Annotated in this window: 15 protein-coding genes; 7 read left to right on the top strand and 8 right to left on the bottom strand. The window is 62.2% G+C overall.

From position 1 onward, the window contains the following. Positions 1-3: 3 nt before the first annotated feature. Positions 4-2,079, bottom strand: a complete 2,076-nt coding sequence (locus AC1D1J_RS17370) for an oxidoreductase (protein ID WP_477695476.1) — start codon at positions 2,077-2,079, stop codon at positions 4-6. 390 nt (positions 2,080-2,469) lie between these two features. Here AC1D1J_RS17370 and AC1D1J_RS17365 point away from each other — a divergent pair, with 390 nt between their 5' ends. Together AC1D1J_RS17365 and xth are read left to right on the top strand one after the other, a co-directional pair. After that, entirely contained in the window at positions 2,470-2,718 is a 249-nt protein-coding gene (locus AC1D1J_RS17365) for a hypothetical protein (protein ID WP_477670955.1), read from the top strand. 32 nt (positions 2,719-2,750) lie between these two features. Continuing rightward, on the top strand, positions 2,751-3,602 hold the full coding sequence (gene xth, locus AC1D1J_RS17360) for an exodeoxyribonuclease III (protein WP_477686598.1): 852 nt from the start codon (positions 2,751-2,753) through the stop codon (positions 3,600-3,602). An 80-nt stretch (positions 3,603-3,682) separates the two neighbouring features. Here the strand turns inward: xth and AC1D1J_RS17355 are convergent, their stop codons facing one another. Both AC1D1J_RS17355 and AC1D1J_RS17350 read right to left on the bottom strand, forming a co-directional pair. Further along, positions 3,683-4,093 carry a hypothetical protein gene (locus AC1D1J_RS17355; protein WP_477686597.1) on the bottom strand — a complete coding sequence of 137 codons (411 nt, stop codon included), beginning with the start codon at positions 4,091-4,093 and terminating at the stop codon, positions 3,683-3,685. A 47-nt stretch (positions 4,094-4,140) separates the two neighbouring features. Then, on the bottom strand, positions 4,141-5,208 hold the full coding sequence (locus tag AC1D1J_RS17350; RefSeq protein WP_477695384.1) for a quinone-dependent dihydroorotate dehydrogenase: 1,068 nt from the start codon (positions 5,206-5,208) through the stop codon (positions 4,141-4,143). Positions 5,209-5,341: 133 nt separating this feature from the next. Here AC1D1J_RS17350 and rpiA point away from each other — a divergent pair, with 133 nt between their 5' ends. Further along, the gene (rpiA, locus tag AC1D1J_RS17345) at positions 5,342-6,013 is read left to right on the top strand and encodes a ribose-5-phosphate isomerase RpiA (RefSeq protein ID WP_477671220.1); all 672 of its coding nucleotides are present in this window, start codon (positions 5,342-5,344) and stop codon (positions 6,011-6,013) included. 70 nt (positions 6,014-6,083) lie between these two features. Here rpiA and AC1D1J_RS17340 read toward each other — a convergent pair whose 3' ends face one another. The 3 genes from AC1D1J_RS17340 to AC1D1J_RS17330 form a co-directional block, all read right to left on the bottom strand. Beyond that, positions 6,084-6,749 carry a glutaredoxin family protein gene (locus AC1D1J_RS17340; protein ID WP_477695383.1) on the bottom strand — a complete coding sequence of 222 codons (666 nt, stop codon included), beginning with the start codon at positions 6,747-6,749 and terminating at the stop codon, positions 6,084-6,086. A gap of 52 nt (positions 6,750-6,801) precedes the next feature. Continuing rightward, positions 6,802-8,871, bottom strand: a complete 2,070-nt coding sequence (locus AC1D1J_RS17335; protein ID WP_477695382.1) for a M3 family metallopeptidase — start codon at positions 8,869-8,871, stop codon at positions 6,802-6,804. Between the two features lie 117 nt (positions 8,872-8,988). Further along, positions 8,989-9,465 (bottom strand): YhbY family RNA-binding protein, encoded by a 477-nt coding sequence (locus AC1D1J_RS17330; RefSeq protein ID WP_477649259.1) that lies wholly within the window; start codon positions 9,463-9,465, stop codon positions 8,989-8,991. A 42-nt stretch (positions 9,466-9,507) separates the two neighbouring features. On the opposite strand from AC1D1J_RS17330, the gene AC1D1J_RS17325 reads away from it, so the two are divergent. From AC1D1J_RS17325 to glmM, 4 genes are all read left to right on the top strand, one after another. After that, positions 9,508-10,266 carry an RlmE family RNA methyltransferase gene (locus tag AC1D1J_RS17325; RefSeq protein WP_477686592.1) on the top strand — a complete coding sequence of 253 codons (759 nt, stop codon included), beginning with the start codon at positions 9,508-9,510 and terminating at the stop codon, positions 10,264-10,266. Between the two features lie 130 nt (positions 10,267-10,396). Then, a complete protein-coding gene (gene ftsH, locus AC1D1J_RS17320) occupies positions 10,397-12,319 on the top strand; it encodes an ATP-dependent zinc metalloprotease FtsH (RefSeq protein ID WP_477686591.1) in 1,923 nt (640 codons plus the stop codon). A 194-nt stretch (positions 12,320-12,513) separates the two neighbouring features. Then, positions 12,514-13,371, top strand: coding sequence for a dihydropteroate synthase (gene folP, locus AC1D1J_RS17315; protein ID WP_477686590.1), 858 nt, complete (start codon positions 12,514-12,516; stop codon positions 13,369-13,371). Between the two features lie 114 nt (positions 13,372-13,485). Further along, positions 13,486-14,817 carry a phosphoglucosamine mutase gene (gene glmM, locus AC1D1J_RS17310; protein ID WP_477695381.1) on the top strand — a complete coding sequence of 444 codons (1,332 nt, stop codon included), beginning with the start codon at positions 13,486-13,488 and terminating at the stop codon, positions 14,815-14,817. Between the two features lie 129 nt (positions 14,818-14,946). Here glmM and AC1D1J_RS17305 read toward each other — a convergent pair whose 3' ends face one another. Together AC1D1J_RS17305 and AC1D1J_RS17300 are read right to left on the bottom strand one after the other, a co-directional pair. Beyond that, entirely contained in the window at positions 14,947-15,378 is a 432-nt protein-coding gene (locus AC1D1J_RS17305) for a hypothetical protein (protein ID WP_477695380.1), read from the bottom strand. A 2-nt stretch (positions 15,379-15,380) separates the two neighbouring features. Next, positions 15,381-16,832 carry an aldehyde dehydrogenase family protein gene (locus AC1D1J_RS17300; protein WP_477695379.1) on the bottom strand — a complete coding sequence of 484 codons (1,452 nt, stop codon included), beginning with the start codon at positions 16,830-16,832 and terminating at the stop codon, positions 15,381-15,383. Between the last annotated feature and the right edge of the window lie 16 nt (positions 16,833-16,848).

Here is a 16,848-nt window from a genome sequence, read left to right as displayed (position 1 = left end):
GGGTCACACCATCGCCGCCAGCCGCGTCCCCTGATCAATCGCGCGTTTGGCATCAAGCTCACTGGCTTCGTCGGCGCCACCGATCAAATGCGTCTTGACACCCGCTGCGCGCAGCGGCTCCAGCAGTTCACGCAGGGGTTCTTGCCCGGCGCACAGCACGATGTTGTCGACTTCCAGCACGGTGCCGTCCAGCCGCTTTTCGCCGAAGGTGATGAAGAGGCTGAGGCCTGAGCCCCCTTCGTTTTCACCAATGCGTTCGTAGTTGACGCCTGAAAGCATTTCGACGTTTTTCATCTTCAGCGCGGCGCGGTGGATCCAGCCGGTGGTCTTGCCCAGGCCCGCGCCCAGCTTGCCGGGCTTGCGCTGCAGCAGGGTGACATGGCGCGCCGGCGGCGTGACCTGCGGGCGCACGACGCCGCCGCGCACTTCGCCGGGATCGGCCACACCCCATTCGGCGAGCCAGGCGGGCAGGTCGAGTGCGGTGGAATGACCGGTGGGTGTGACGAGGAATTCGGCGACGTCAAAGCCGATGCCGCCTGCGCCTATGAGCGCGACGCGCTCGCCCACGGGTTGGCGGCCCAGCAGCACATCGATGTAGCTGAGCACCTTGGGGTGGTCTTGCCCGGGAATGCGCGGGTTGCGCGGCGTGACGCCGGTGGCCAGCACGACTTCGTCAAACTTTTGCGCAATGAGGTCGGCCGCCGAGACGCGGGTGTTCAGGTGCAGCTTCACGCCGGTGCCGGTGATGCGCTGGCCAAAGTAGCGCAGGGTTTCTTCGAACTCTTCCTTGCCGGGCACGCGCTTGGCCAGGTTGAACTGGCCGCCGATTTTGTCGGCAGCGTCATACAGGTCAACGCTGTGGCCGCGCAGGGCCAAAGTGGTGGCGGCGGCCAGGCCCGCGGGGCCCGCGCCTATGACGGCAACGCGTTTTTTGGCGGGGGCGATGCGAATGACAAGTTCGGTCTCATGCCCGGCGCGCGGGTTGACCAGGCAGCTTGCCAGCTTGGCCTGGAAGGCGTGGTCCAGGCAGGCCTGGTTGCAGGCGATGCAGGTGTTGATCTCGTCGCGGCGCCCCTGTGCGGCCTTGTTGACGAACTCGGGGTCGGCCAGGAAGGGGCGGGCCATGCTGACCATGTCGGCGCTGCCGTCGGCCAGCACCTGTTCGGCCACTTCGGGCATGTTCAGGCGGTTGCTGGTGATGACGGGAATCGTGAGGCCGGCGGCACGCAGGTCGCCTCGCAGCTTTTTGGTGACCCAGGTGAAGGCACCGCGTGGTACTGACGTCGCGATTGTCGGCACACGCGCCTCATGCCAGCCGATGCCGCTGTTGATGAGCGTGGCGCCGGCGGCTTCGACGGCTTTGGCCAGCAGCACGACTTCTTCCCAGCTGCTGCCGCCGGGAATCAGGTCGATCATCGAGAGGCGGTAGATGATGATGAAGTCGCGGCCGACGGCTTCGCGCGTGCGGCGCACGATCTCCACTGCCACGCGCATGCGGTTGCCATAGCTGCCGCCCCACTCGTCGGTGCGCTGGTTGGTGTGGGTGACGAGGAACTGGTTGATGAAGTAGCCTTCGCTGCCCATGATCTCGACGCCGTCGTAGCCGGCATCGCGGGCGAGCATGGCGCAGCGGATGAAGGCGCGAATCTGCCGCTCGACGCCGCCGGCGCTGAGCTCGCGCGGGGTGAAGGGCGAGATCGGGCTCTGGATGCGGGAGGGCGCGACGCACAGCGGGTGGTAGCCGTAGCGGCCGGTGTGCAAAATTTGCAGCGCAATCTTGCCGCCTTCAGCGTGCACGGCGTCGGTCACTTGCTTGTGGCGCCGCGCCGCGCCGGAGCTGGCGAGCATGCCGGCAAACGGTTTGGTCCAGCCGGCGATGTTGGGTGCGAAGCCGCCGGTAACCATGAGGCCCACACCGCCGCGCGCACGCTCGGCAAAGTAGGCAGCCATGGCGGGGAAGTGTTTGCGGCCGTCTTCCAGGCCGGTGTGCATGCTGCCCATCAGCACGCGGTTCTTCAGCGTGGTGAAGCCCAGGTCTAGCGGCGCGAGCAGATGGGGGTAGGGGGAGGCGGGATCCAGGGGGTCCAGGGAAAAAGAAGAAGACGCAAGGGAAGGGGGCGTCGTCGCCGAAGTGGGGGTCGCGGCCAAGGCAGGTCTCCTGTCAAAACTGCCTGCATGGTAGTCGTAACAAGGGGCGCAACAAAGCCTGCCGGGTACTCTAGGGGACAGGCTCTACAAAGGCTTGCCCCCACGGTCGCTCACTTCGTGTAGCTTCCTGCCCCCCGAGGGGGCCGCCCGCCCTGCGGCCCGGCGAAGCCGGTTCCGCGGCTCATGCTGGCCTGGCCGGCTCGCTTTGCATCGCCTTTGCTGGTGCCCTACCAGGGTATCGGGGCAGCGGCCTTGCGGTGTTGTCCGACACCCGCCCGCAGCCTGTGCTGGTACTTTGAAGCTTCGATTTCTGGAGCACCCATGGCAAAAAGCAACACCAGCCCGACACGCGCCAAAACCGGCGAAGGCGCGACGGTGCCGCATCCTCCGCACAGCGAGCCGGACGATGAAGCGGATGGCAACGATGCCAGCACCTTGATTGAAAACCCGGTGAAGCCCGGAAAGGCCGGCAAGCTCAAGCAGCACAGCTTTCCTGACGGCGGGGGCAGCGGCGGCGCCGAGGCTTTCCGGCGCGGGCCGGGCCGGGGCAAGCCCTCACCCGGCGTTTAACCGGTGTTTGACCGGGGTTTGGTCGGTGTCTGATGAAACTCGCGACCTTTAACGTCAACGGCATCAAGACGCGGTTGCCGCAGTTGCTCGACTGGCTGGCCAAAGAGTCGCCCGACGTGGTCTGCCTGCAGGAATTAAAAGCGCTGGACGGTGTGTTTCCCCAGGCCGACCTGCGGGAAGCGGGTTACAGCGCTTTATGGAAAGGCCAGCGTTCATGGAACGGCGTGGCGATTCTGGCCAGAGGTGAGGCGCCGGTTGAAATACGCCGTGAGCTGCCCGGCGATGCGGCGGACGACCAAAGCCGCTACCTGGAGGCCGCGGTAGACGGAATCATTGTGGCTTGCCTGTACCTGCCCAACGGCAACCCGCAGCCCGGCCCCAAGTTTGACTACAAGCTGGCCTGGTTTGAGCGGCTGCACCGGCATGCGCTGGCGCTCTACGGTTCGGGCCACCCGGTTGCGCTGGCCGGTGACTTCAATGTGGTGCCAACCGACTTTGATATCTACAACCCCAAGTCCTGGCGCAAGGACGCCTTGTTGCAGCCCGAAAGCCGGGCGGCCTATGAAAAGCTGCTGGCCCAGGGCTGGGTGGACAGTCTGCGGCATTTGCACCCGGACGAACGCATCTACACCTTCTGGGATTATTTTCGCCAGCATTGGCAGCGCAACGCGGGCTTGCGCATTGACCACATCCTGCTGAACGCTGAACTGGCGCCGCGCCTGAAGGCCGCCGGGGTAGACAGCTGGGTGCGCGGACAGGAGCATGCCAGCGACCATGCGCCGGTGTGGGTGGAGCTGGGGGCGGCGCGTAAAGCTGTGGGCGCGACGAAGAAGACAGCCAAAGTGGCCAGGCCGCGAGCGGCAGCGGTGCCGCGCAAACGGTGACGAAGAAGCTTCAACGGTGGGATACCGGTGGCGTCAAGCCGCAGTTAAACGGATGAATTCGTGTGCCTCGGTGCCAGATGTCACTGGCACTTATGGCGTGCTTCACCTTCACTTTTCACTTCCACCCCGTTGCAGTGAAAATACGGCGTGACGCACTCCAGATAGGGTCGTCCAAGGCTCTTGACGAGTTGAGGACTGTCTATCTCTTTAGGTGCATTCTTGATGGCGTCTGTTGTGCAGACACGCGCCTTCGCACTGATTTTCTCTTGGCATTCTGACGGTGACAGGTTGTAGTTGCCTCGGGCGTCGGCACACTTGCTCAATGCTTCTTGAGTAAAGAGAGCAAAGAATACGTCCTTTGGCACTGGTTTTTCTGCAACCATTCTGAGGCTGTACCCCTCCGTTGAGGTACTGATTCCACCGCGCTCATATTTGTTGTAGATGAAATACCCGAGTGCCCCCAGAACCAGCAGAACCACGATGCTTTTCATTTTTGAATCCTCCTCTTGCGTTTATACACGCTGGACGGAGAACACATTCATTCATTCCTATTGCTAGCGGCTCTTTTGATCGCAAGCGCGGCCTGGGTGACCAGTTCAGGGCCTTTGTAGATGAGGCCGGTGTAAATCTGGACGACATCGGCGCCGGCCTTGATCTTGGAGACGGCGTCCGCACCGCTCATGACGCCGCCCACGCCGATGATGGGAAAGCCTTTTCCAAGCGCTGCGCGCAGCTGGCCGATGACGCGGTTGCTGGCTTGCAGCACTGGGGCGCCGCTCAGGCCGCCGGCTTCTTCGGCATGGCGCATGCCTTTCACCGCGTCGCGGCTCAGCGTGGTGTTGGTGGCGACGACGCCGTCCATGGCGTGGCGCTTGAGCGTGGCTGCAATCACGTCGACCTGGGCTTCATCAAGATCGGGCGCGATCTTCACAAAAATCGGCACGCGCTTGCCATGTTGGTTGGCCAGGGTTTCGCGGCGTTCGGCGATGCGGCCGAGCAGGGCGTCCAGGGCTTCGTCGCTTTGCAGGGCGCGCAGATTTTTGGTGTTGGGGCTGGAGATGTTGACGGTGACGTAGTCCGCGTGCGGGTAGACGCCGTCCAGGCAGGTCAGGTAGTCGTCCACTGCGTTTTCAATTGGCGTGGCGGCGTTTTTGCCGATGTTCAGGCCCAGCAGCAGGGTGTTTTGCGCGCCTTGCTTGCGCACGCTGGAGCGCTGTACATTGGCCAGAAAAGCGGCCAGCCCGTCGTTGTTGAAGCCCAGGCGGTTGATGAGTGCGTTGGCTTCGGTCAGGCGGAACATGCGTGGCTTGGGGTTGCCGGGCTGACCCAGAGGGGTGACGGTGCCGACTTCGACAAAGCCGAAACCCATGGCGGCCAGCCCGTCGATGCAGCGGGCGTTTTTATCGAGCCCCGCGGCCAAACCCACACGGTTGGCGAATTTCAGGCCGGCCAGCTCGATCGGGTCGCTGACCCGGTTGCCGCAATACGCCAGCGACAGCGGCGTGCCCTGGGTGCGCGCCAGCGAAGCCATGGTCAGCTCGTGGGCGGTTTCGGGGTCAAGCCCAAATAAAAAGGGACGGGCCAGGGCGTAGGGGAGCAGGGACATTGGATAATTCGACTGTTGGCGATGAGGCGATGAACCACCCGGGCAGGCCGGGCATGAGGCCTGATTGTCGCAAAACCCGTTTCGCCCCGGCCCAAACCCCCAAACATTCTTCAATACTTCCATGACCCAAGCCATGACCCAAGACGAACTCAAAACCCTGGTCGGCCAGGCGGCCCTGCACTATGTCGAGGAAGGCAGCATTGTGGGGGTGGGTACCGGTTCGACCGTGAATAAATTCATTGACGCGCTGGCCACCATGAAGGGGCGCATTGCCGGTGCGGTGTCGAGCTCGGTGGCCTCCACCGAACGCCTGCAGGCGTTGGGCATCAAGGTGTTTGACGCGACGGAGGTGGACGAGCTGGCGGTGTACATCGACGGCGCCGACGAGATCGACAACGCGGGTTATATGGTCAAGGGCGGCGGTGCGGCGCTGACGCGTGAAAAGATCGTGGCGGCCCAGTCGCGCAAGTTTGTCTGCATTGCCGACGAGTCCAAGCTGGTGCAGGTGCTGGGCAACTTTCCGCTGCCGGTTGAGGTGATTCCGATGGCGGCCAGGCGTATTGCGCGGCAGTTTGCGGCCATGGGCGGCACAGCCAACCTGCGGCTCAAGGACGGCAAGCCGTTGGTGACCGACAACGGCCAGCACATCCTGGACGTGACCGGCCTGAAGATCGCCGACCCACTGGGTTTTGAGTCGCAGGTCAACCAGTGGCCGGGCGTGGTGACGGTGGGGGTGTTCGCCCACCAGAAGGCGCATGTCTGCCTGCTGGGTGCGCCGGGCGGGGTGAAGACGCTGGTGTTCTAGGCATCCAGCTGCTGGAAGCAAAACGCCGGGCACAGCCCGGCGTTTTGCATTTCAGAACCTGCCTGGATACTTAGAACTTGATGCCGGCAGGGTTGCTGACGCTTGGTGGGGGTGCGGCTGGGGTAGCCGGCGGACGGGGCGCCGCAGCTGCGGCAGGGGTGGCCGCTGCGGCCGGTTTGTTCACCACAACCAAGGGTGTAGCCGCAGGGTTCCGATAGCTGGGAGGCAATGTGGAAGTGGCCGGATAGCCTGCAGCGTTCAGGAATTGCGTCCACTCTGCGTCTGAAAACCCCTTGAGCTGCTGGCTTCCGATGGTTGCGAAGGGCAGGGACGCATCGCCACTGAGCCGTTGCAGGGCATCAATGTCCTCATTGGTGTTGACGGTTTTTTCGCTGAACGGAATACCACGGCTCATCAGCATGGCACGAGCGGAACCACAGGGAACACATTTGTCGCCTGTATATAGCGTGACTGGGAATTTACCGGCGACCTGCCGCAATTCGAAAGGAAGACCTGAGGATGCTCCGCTGCCTGCACCTGGGGTGCCTGCGCTGATCTTGCCGGCGCTTGCCGCGGGCGGTGGCTGGTCCGAGAAGGTCACCTTGCCGTCAGGCCCGACGATGCGGTAGACCTGCTGCGCGTGCGACGGCAGCGCCATAAAAATAAGGCTTCCGCCAAGCAGCAGCATGGCCAGCAGGGCGTTGGGAGAGAAGGACCTAACAGCTTTTGATTTCATGGTTTCCCCAGTCAGTCTTGAAATTGAATTGAAGTGGCTTGGCTCAGGTGTTTCAAGCCATACCCTGGTGGCGCATCAGCGCGTCCAGCGTTGGCTCGCGGCCCCGGAAGGCCTTGAATGATTCCATGGCCGGGCGGCTGCCCCCTGCTTCCAGGATGGCTTGGCGGTATTTTCGGCCGGTTTCTACATTAACGGTGCCTGCGCCAGTGCCGTTATCAGTGTTTGTACCCGTGCCGGCCGCAGGATGGGCCGACTCTTCAAACGCGGCATAAGCGTCGGCAGACAGGACTTCGGCCCACTTGTAGCTGTAGTAGCCGGCCGCATAACCACCGGAAAAAATGTGACTGAATGTATGCGCAGTACGGCTGTAGGCCGGGGCTGCAATGACCGCAACTTCCTGGCGCACCTCGTTCAGGAGATCCATCAGGTCGTCGGCCGGGTTGTGAGAGGTGTGCAGCAGCATGTCAAACAGCGAGAACTCGACCTGGCGCAGCGTCTGCATGCCGCTCTGGAAGTTTTTGGCGGCCAGCATCTTGTCAAACAGCTCGCGCGGCAGGGCGGCGCCGGTATCCACGTGGGCGGTCATGTGCTTGAGCACGTTCCACTCCCAGCAAAAGTTTTCCATGAACTGGCTGGGCAGCTCGACAGCGTCCCACTCGACACCGCTGATGCCGGAAACGTCCCGTTCGTTGACCTGGGTGAGCATGTGGTGCAGCCCGTGGCCGAACTCATGGAACAGCGTGGTCACGTCGTCGTGCGTGAGCAGGGCTGGCTTGCCGCCCACGCCTTCGGCGAAGTTGCAGACGAGGTGAGCCACCGGGGTTTGCAGCTGGCCGTTGTCGGGGCGTAGCCAGCGGGCGCGCACATCGTCCATCCAGGCACCGCCGCGTTTACCGGTGCGGGCGGGCTGGTCCAGATAGAACTGGCCCACCAGCTGGCCGTTACGTTCGATACGGAAAAACTCCACGCCGGGCTTCCACACGGGTGCCGAGTCCTTGCGGATGGCGACCTCAAACAGGGTTTCCACGATCCTGAAGAGGCCTGCCAGCACTTTGGGGGCGGTGAAGTACTGTTTGACTTCCTGTTCACTGAAGGCGTAGCGCGCTTCCTTGAGCTTTTCGCCGATGTAGGGGTAGTCCCAGGCCTGCGGGTCAGGCAGGCCCAGCTGGCTGGCGGCAAAGGCGCGCAGGTCTGCGACGTCTTTTTCGGCATAGGGGCGGGCGCGCCGGGCAAGGTCACGCAAAAACGTGATGACCTCGTCGGGGGATTTGGCCATCTTGGCGACCACGGATACCTCGCCGAAATTACTGTAGCCCAGCAGCTTTGCCTCTTCGAGGCGCAGCGCAAGGATTTCTTTCATGATGGCGCTGTTGTCGAATTTGCTGAATTCGGGTGCAGCCTGGTCGCTGGCACGGGTGGTGTAGGCCTTGTAGAGGGTCTCCCGCAGTTTGCTGCTGGTGGCGAACTGCATGACCGGCAGGTAGCTCGGCATTTTCAGGCTGAGGCGGTAGCCGGTCTTGCCTTCGGTTTCGGCCTGGCTGCGTGCGTTCTGGAGCACATCGGCGGGAATGCCGGCGACTTCGGCTTCCGTGGCGTAGTAGGCAAAAGCGTCGGTGGCGTCCAGTGCGTTTTCGCTGAATTTCTGGCTCAGCTCGGCCTGGCGTTCCTGGATCTCGGCAAAACGGTCGCGGTCTGCGCCCTTCAGTTCCGCGCCCGACAGCACAAAGTTGCGGATGGCATTTTTGTGCGCCTGACGCTGCTCGGTGTTCAGGGTGGCCACGTCGATGGCTTTGTACTTGGCGTAAAGGCGCTCATCGGCGCCCAGGCGGGTCCAGAACTCGGTCACGCGCGGCAGGGCGGCGTTGTAGGCTGCGCGCAGCTCGGGCGTGTCGGCCACGCCATTGAGGTGGCTGACGGCACCCCAGGCGCGGCCCAGGTTCTCGGTGGCTACGTCCAGCACGCCGGCGATGCTGCTCCAGGAGGCCGGAAAATCCGCTGCCGTGACCTGCTCAAGGGCGCTTTCGGCCCTGGCCAGCAGCTCGTCGAGGGCTGGCGCCACATGTTCGGGCTGAATCCGGTCAAACAGGGGAAGGTCGGAAAAATCGAGAAGGGGATTGGTCATGACGTACAGCTGTGGGCGAAAGTCTCGAATCTAAAGGCCTGGGGCTACCGGACCAGGAAGAATGTGTCTGTCAGGGCACTATCGGGGCAATTACCCCGTACCTTGCGGGCGGGAAATTCAGCCCTGTGCACTCTTCTTGGCGCTTTTCAGCTGGGGCTTTTTGGCGCGCTTGACCGTGCCGCCGGGCGTGAGGCGCTGGTTGCCGAGCACGCGCAGGGTTTTGACTTCGGGGCGCTGGCCGTAGCGGGAGCTGTTTTTCAGTACCTTGACATCACGGGGGCCGGGCATGCGGTCTTCATTGACCTTCTTTTCCTTTTCCGGCATGGGGCGCCACAGCACCAGCAGCTTGCCGATGTGCTGGATGGGGGCGGCGTTGAGTTCATCTGCCAGGGCCTGGAAAATCGCTTCGCGGCCGGTGCGGTCGTCTGATTGAACCCGCACCTTGATGAGGCCGTGCGCGTTCAGGGCCGCGTCGGTTTCTTTCTTGACGGCAGCGGTCAGGCCATCGGAGCCGATCATCACCACTGCGTTCAGGTGATGGGCATCGGCGCGGTGATCCTTGCGCTGGGCGGGGGTAAGTTGTATTTGAGCCATGACCCAATTATCGGGGGAGTCGGGAAGAGGACAATAGACCCCATGAAAGTAAATGCCAAGACCGACTTCAAACCCGGCACCCAGACCGACGCGAAGGCCGCTGCCAAAGCCGTATCGAAAGCCAGCGCGAAAGGGAAAAAGGTCAACAAGGCGTGGTTGCATGACCACATCAACGACCCCTACGTCAAATTGGCCCAGAAAGAGGGCTACCGTGCCCGGGCTGCTTACAAATTGAAGGAAATTGACGAAACCTTCGGCCTGATCCGGCCGGGCGACTGTGTGGTCGACCTCGGTAGCACGCCCGGGGCATGGAGCCAGTACGTGAGGCGCAAGCTGTCGCCCACAGGCGCGGCGGCGGGGGAGCTCAATGGCCGCATCATCGGGCTGGACCTGCTACCCATGGAGCCGATCGAGGGGGTGACTTTTATCCAGGGCGACTTCCGCGAGGCGGAGGTGCTGCAGAAGCTGGAGCAGGCGCTGGCCTCGTCCGAAGGGCAGATCCGGGTCGATCTTGTGATTTCGGACATGGCGCCCAACCTGTCGGGTATTGAATCGGCCGATGCGGCCCGGATTGCCCACCTCATAGAGCTGGCCGTGGACTTTGCCCAGAACCGGATGAAACCGGACGGCACGCTGGTGGTGAAGCTTTTTCACGGCAGCGGATACGATCAGCTCGTGAAGCTTTTCAAGGACACCTTCAAGACGGTGAAGCCCCTCAAACCCAAGGCATCGCGACCGGGATCGTCCGAGATTTTCCTGATTGGCCGGGGGCTTAAGAGGCGTGCCGAAGCTGCACAATGAGTGCGATACGGTGGCAAAAATCACCTAAACCCGCTTCAATCCAGGGGCTGGCAGGGGATTACGCGGTTTTTGCCCTTGAAACGCCTAAAATCAGGCGCATGTGACTTTTGTTCTTATACCGGAGTAGTCCTTGAACAATCAGTGGTTTTCCAAAATTGCAATCTGGCTGGTTATCGCCATGGTGCTGTTTACCGTATTCAAGCAATTTGATCCACGCGGTAGCGCCAGCTCAAACTACCTGGGTTACTCCGAGTTCCTGGAAGAAGTGCGCGGCAAGCGCATCAAGCAGGCCACCATCGCCGAAGGCCAGGGCGGCACCGAGATTTCCGCCACCACGGTGGATGATCGCAAGGTTCGCACCACCGCAACCTACCTTGACCGCGGCCTCGTCGGCGACCTGATCGCCAACGACGTGAAGTTTGACGTCAAGCCCCGCGAAGAAACCTCCCTGCTCACGTCCCTGCTGATCAGCTGGGGCCCCATGTTGCTGCTGATCGGCGTGTGGATTTATTTCATGCGGCAGATGCAGGGCGGCGGCAAGGGCGGGGCCTTCAGCTTCGGTAAATCCAAGGCGCGCCTGCTCGATGAATCCACCAATCCAGTCACTTTTGCTGACGTGGCGGGCTGCGACGAGGCCAAGGAAGAGGTCAAGGAAGTGGTCGACTTCCTGAAAGACCCCGCCAAATTCCAGAAACTGGGCGGCCGCATTCCGCGTGGTTTGCTGCTGGTCGGCCCTCCGGGCACCGGTAAAACCCTGCTGGCCAAGAGTATTGCCGGCGAAGCCAAGGTTCCGTTTTTCTCGATTTCCGGCTCTGACTTCGTTGAAATGTTTGTCGGTGTCGGCGCATCGCGCGTGCGCGATATGTTCGACAACGCCAAGAAAAACGCGCCCTGCATCATCTTCATCGATGAAATCGACGCCGTCGGCCGCCAGCGCGGCGCTGGCCTGGGCGGCGGCAATGACGAACGCGAGCAGACCCTGAACCAGATGCTGGTCGAGATGGACGGCTTTGAAACCAATGTCGGCGTGATCGTGGTGGCTGCCACCAATCGCCCCGACATCCTGGACGCCGCCTTGCTGCGGCCTGGCCGCTTTGACCGCCAGGTCTATGTGACGCTGCCCGATATCCGCGGCCGCGAGCAGATCCTGAACGTGCACATGCGCAAGGTTCCGCTAGGCCAGGATGTGAGCCCTGGGGTTATTGCCCGCGGAACGCCCGGCATGTCGGGCGCTGACCTGGCCAACCTGTGCAACGAAGCCGCCCTGATGGCTGCACGCCGCAACGCGCGCACCGTCGAGATGCAGGACTTCGAAAAAGCCAAAGACAAGATACTGATGGGCCCCGAGCGCAAGAGCATGGTCATGCCCGAAGAAGAGCGCCGCAATACGGCCTATCATGAGTCTGGCCATGCGCTGCTCGGCAAGATGCTGCCCAAGTGCGACCCGGTCCACAAAGTCACCATCATCCCACGCGGCCGTGCCCTGGGTGTGACGATGAGCCTGCCGGCGCAAGACCGCTACAGCTATGACCGCGAGTACATGCTGAGCCAGATCAGCATGCTGTTTGGCGGCCGTATCGCCGAAGAAGTCTTCATGAACCAGATGACCACGGGCGCCAGCAACGACTTTGAACGTGCCACAGCGCTGGCCCGTGACATGGTGACCCGCTACGGCATGACCGAGGCCCTGGGCCCCATGGTGTACGCGGAAAATGAAGGCGAAGTGTTTTTGGGCCGTTCGGTCACCAAGACCAACAACATGAGCGAGTCAACCCTGCAAAAGGTGGACGGTGAAGTGCGCCGCATCATCGACCAGCAGTACGCCCAGGCGCGCAAGCTGATCGAGGACAACCAGGACAAGATGCATGCCATGGCCAAGGCCTTGCTCGAATGGGAAACCATTGACGGCGACCAGCTGGACGACATCATGGCCGGCAAGGAACCCCGGCCACCCAAGGATTGGACGCCGCGCAATTCGTCGGTAGGCGGCGGTAGCGGCCCCAGCGGCGGTACACCTGCTGTCAGTACCGATCCGGCACCTACGGTAGCCTGATTCCTCCACAAGCATGAAGACGACTGCCAGGCAGTCATCACAACCGGGGCCAGTCCCCGGTTTTTTCATGGTGGAGAACATGACTCCTGTGCTTGCCACTTTGTGTGGCTTCGGCAACGCACCGTTCGTTGCGCGGTATTGCATTGCGTACCGGCCTGTGGTTTAACCCTTCATTCGTTTCGGGACATCCATCCATGATCTGGCAAACCTCCCGCTTTCAGATTGACCTGTCAAAGCCGCGCGTCATGGGTATCGTCAATGTTACGCCCGACTCATTTTCGGATGGGGGCAGGTATTTCACCCTCGGTGGTGGTTTTTCAGGCGTCTTTGCTCATTGTGAGAAATTGATCCGGGATGGCGCTCACATGCTGGACATTGGCGGTGAATCAAGCCGGCCTGGCGCACCGCCCCTACCGCTGGAGGAAGAGCTTGAACGGGTGCTGCCGGTGGTTCGCCATGCGGTCAGCCTCGGTGTGCCGTTGTCGGTCGATACGTACAAACCTGAAGTGATGCAGGCTGTGCTCGACCTGGGCGCCGATGTCATCAACGACATCTGGGCCCTGCGCAAGCCAGGTGCGGTGCAGGTGGTGGCGCAGCACCCGAATTGCGGTGTCTGCCTGATGCACATGCACCGCGAACCGCAGACCATGCAGGTTGCTCCCATGGAGGGCGATGTGGTGCCGCAGGTGAGGGCTTTTCTGGAAAGCGCCGCATCTGGCCTGCAGGCCGCCGGCGTTGATAAAACCCGCATCGTGCTGGATGTGGGTGTGGGCTTTGGCAAAACCGTGGCGCAGAATTTCGCATTGCTCGCGCGCCAGCAGGAATTCCTCGCTGCCGGCTATCCGTTGCTGGCCGCCTGGTCGCGCAAATCGTCTTTGGCCGCCGTGACCAGCACTTCGCTCGCTGCTGTTGCCCAACTCGACGTGACCGACCGCATGGTGCCCAGCGTGGTGGCCGCCGTGCTGGCGGTGGACCGCGGCGCCCGTATTGTGCGTGTGCATGATGTGCGCGAGACCGTGCAGGCCCTGAAGGTATGGATGGCAGCGCATTAGCAGTTTTATCGCTATCCGGCAAAGATGGCGGCTTTGACTGACAAAGGGCTGTACGGGCACACCTAAAATAGGCCCCTGTTTCAAGAACAACAAGCTCCACAGGGACAAAACTCCATGACCAGAAAATACTTCGGCACCGACGGCATTCGCGGAACGGTGGGCCAGCCGCCCATCACGCCCGACTTCGTCTTACGGCTTGCGCACGCGGTCGGCCGGGTCCTTCGCAAGACCGAATCCCGCCCTACGGTGCTGATCGGCAAGGACACCCGCATTTCCGGCTACATGCTGGAAAGCGCGCTGGAGTCCGGCTTTAACTCCGCCGGTGTCGATGTGGTGCTGCTCGGCCCCTTGCCTACGCCGGGTGTGGCCTACCTCACGCGGGCCCAGCGCGCCAGCCTGGGTGTCGTCATCAGCGCGAGCCACAACGCCTACCCTGACAACGGCATCAAGTTTTTCAGCGCGCAGGGCACCAAGCTCGATGATGCCTGGGAACTGGCCGTGGAAGCTGCGCTCGACGAGCCACCCGTCTGGGCCAATTCTGCGACTTTGGGCAAAGCCCGCCGTCTTGATGATGCGGCAGGGCGCTACACAGAGTTCTGCAAAAGCACCTTTGCCAATGACCTGACGCTGCGTGGCCTGAAGATCGTGGTCGACGGCGCCCACGGTGCGGCCTATCACATCGCCCCCATGGTGTTCCATGAACTGGGTGCTGAAGTCATTGCCATCGGCTGCGCACCCGACGGCCTCAACATCAACCACGAAGTCGGTGCGACGCACCCCGAGGCTCTGATCGCCAAGGTCAAGGCCAGCAAGGCGGACTACGGCATTGCGCTGGACGGCGACGCCGACCGGCTGCAGATTGTGGACGCCGAAGGCCGGCTCTTCAACGGCGACGAGGTGCTGTACCTGATGGTCAACGAACGGCTGGCGCGCGGTGAGAAAGTACCCGGCACCGTGGGCACCCTGATGACCAATATGGCCGTGGAAGTCGCGTTGAAGGCCAAAGGCGTGGAATTTGTACGCGCCAAGGTTGGCGACCGCTACGTGCTCGAGGAGCTTGAAAAGCGTGGCTGGCTGCTGGGGGGTGAGGGTTCGGGCCACCTGCTGGCACTCGACAAGCACACCACCGGTGACGGCCTCATCAGCGCGCTGCAGGTATTGCAGGCGTGTGTGCGCAGCAAGAAAACTTTGGCCCAGCTGCTAAGCGATGTGGTGTTGTTCCCGCAGACACTGGTCAATGTGCGCCTCAAGCCCGACCAGGACTGGAAGGGCAGCAAGGCGCTGGCCGACATGACCAAGACGGTGGAGGCCGAACTGGGCGACACCGGACGCCTGTTGATTCGTGCCAGTGGCACCGAGCCGTTGCTGCGTGTGATGGTCGAGGCGCGCGATGCCGCCCAAGCAAAAAGCTGTGCCGAGCGGGTGGCGGATACGGTGCGGTCCTGAGCGATTTATTCAGGAAAATAGTGGCTGAAACCCTTTAAGGCCGGGCGCAAGCAGCTATTAAATCGATAGCGATCCAGCGTGCGAAGTGTTTCACCCAAGTCGCGGCATCTACAAAATTGATTGGTGCAGTCATGCTTGTTGATTCGCTCTTTGACCGCGAAGCATGTGCGATCCCAGCAGCCAAAGCACTACCGGCAACAAAAGCGCGGCAGCGACGACTTCCGAAAGAATCGTCACGTTGGCTATCAAAGGGTGTAACTCAATGGGGGCCAGGGCATAGTGGCCCAGGCCGTCAAAGCCCAGAGCCGCATAGACGGCCATCAGCGCCAAGCCGATGGCCATCAATTTTTTGCGAATCAATAGCAACCCCAACGCCCCTACGGAAGTGATCGCCGCCCACACCGCATAGACCTGCGCGCGCGTAAGCCAAGCCGGCAGGTTTGGGTACTCGCAAATGAACTCGGCGTTGTGGCTGAAGTGCCCGAAACTGGTGAGGAAATAGGCCGCCGTCAGTGCCAGCAGCACTTTGAACGACGGTGTCATCCGCATCAACGGTGCCATGTTCAAGCCAGCGTATACGCCGTCTTCACCGTTGTGAAAAACTCCTGCGCATACTTGCCTTGCTCACGCGGGCCGTAGCTGGATCCTTTGCGGCCGCCAAACGGTACGTGGTAGTCCACGCCTGCCGTCGGAAGGTTGACCATGACCATGCCGGCCTGGCTGTGGCGCTTGAAGTGGGTCGCGTATTTGAGGCTGGTGGTGGCGATGCCGGCCGACAGGCCAAATGGCGTGTCATTCGCGGTGGCCAGCGCGGCTTCGTAGTCCTTTACCCGGATGACGCTGGCCACCGGGCCGAAAATTTCTTCGCGGTTGATGCGCATGCCGGCGGTGCTTTCACTGAAAAGCGCCGGCGTCATGAAGTAGCCTTCGGCGCCGCTGCCAGAGTGGCAACGTACCCGGTCGCCGCCAAATGACAAGGTCGCGCCTTCCTGCTGGCCGATGGCGATGTAGCTTAAGTCCTGCTCCAGCTGGGCTTGTGAAGAAACCGGGCCGATGTCGGTTCCGGCAGTCAGGGCGTCGCCCACCTTGATGCGGGCCATGCGTTCGTGCAGCGCCTTGACGAAAGCAGGGTAAATGCCTTCGGTCACGATGAGGCGGCTTGATGCCGTGCAGCGTTGCCCGGTGGAGTAAAAAGCGCTTTGTGCGCTGAGTTCCACGGCCTGGGTCAGGTCGGCGTCGTCCAGGATGACCTGCGGGTTCTTGCCGCCCATTTCGAGCTGCACCTTCTTGAGGTTTTTCGCGCAAACCTCAGCAATGCGGCTGCCCACGCCGACCGAGCCGGTAAAGCTGATGGCATTGACGCCCGGATGGTTGACCAGCGCATCGCCGATGACGCGGCCGGGCCCCATCACCAGGTTGAACACGCCCGCCGGAATACCTGAGCGCGAGATGATTTCGGCCAGGGCCCAGGCACTGCCTGGAACCAGGTCTGCCGGCTTGAGCACCACGCAATTGCCGAAGGCCAGCGCCGGCGCAATCTTCCAGGCCGGGATGGCGATGGGGAAATTCCACGGCGTGATCAGGCCGACGACGCCCACGGGTTCACGCGTGATTTCCACGCCGATGCCCGGGCGAACCGACGGCATGGTTTCACCGCCCAGGCGCAGGCATTCGCCGGCAAAGAATTTGAAAATGTGGCCCGCGCGGGTGGCTTCGCCAATGCCTTCGGGTTTGGTCTTGCCTTCTTCGCGCGAGAGCAGGGTGCCCAGCTCTTCGCGGCGCGCCAGGATTTCAGTGCCGATCTTGTCGAGCGCATCGGAACGGGCCTGGATGCCCGAGGTAGACCATGCCGGAAAGGCGGCCTGCGCGGCCTGTACGGCGGCATCCAGCCCTGCGGCGTCGGCCTGCGTGTACTCGCCGATCACGTCAGCGAGATTGCTGGGGTTCAGGTTGGGGCTGTAGCTGCTGCCGGCCAGCCATTGGCCGGCGATGAGGTTGTCGTGTTTGGTGGTCATGAGGTGGCTCCAGAAG

It is taken from the genome of Polaromonas sp. P1_F8, from assembly GCF_056405635.1.
Note: the sequence above shows the minus strand (reverse complement) of the source record. Positions and strands in the feature narration are given on the sequence as shown.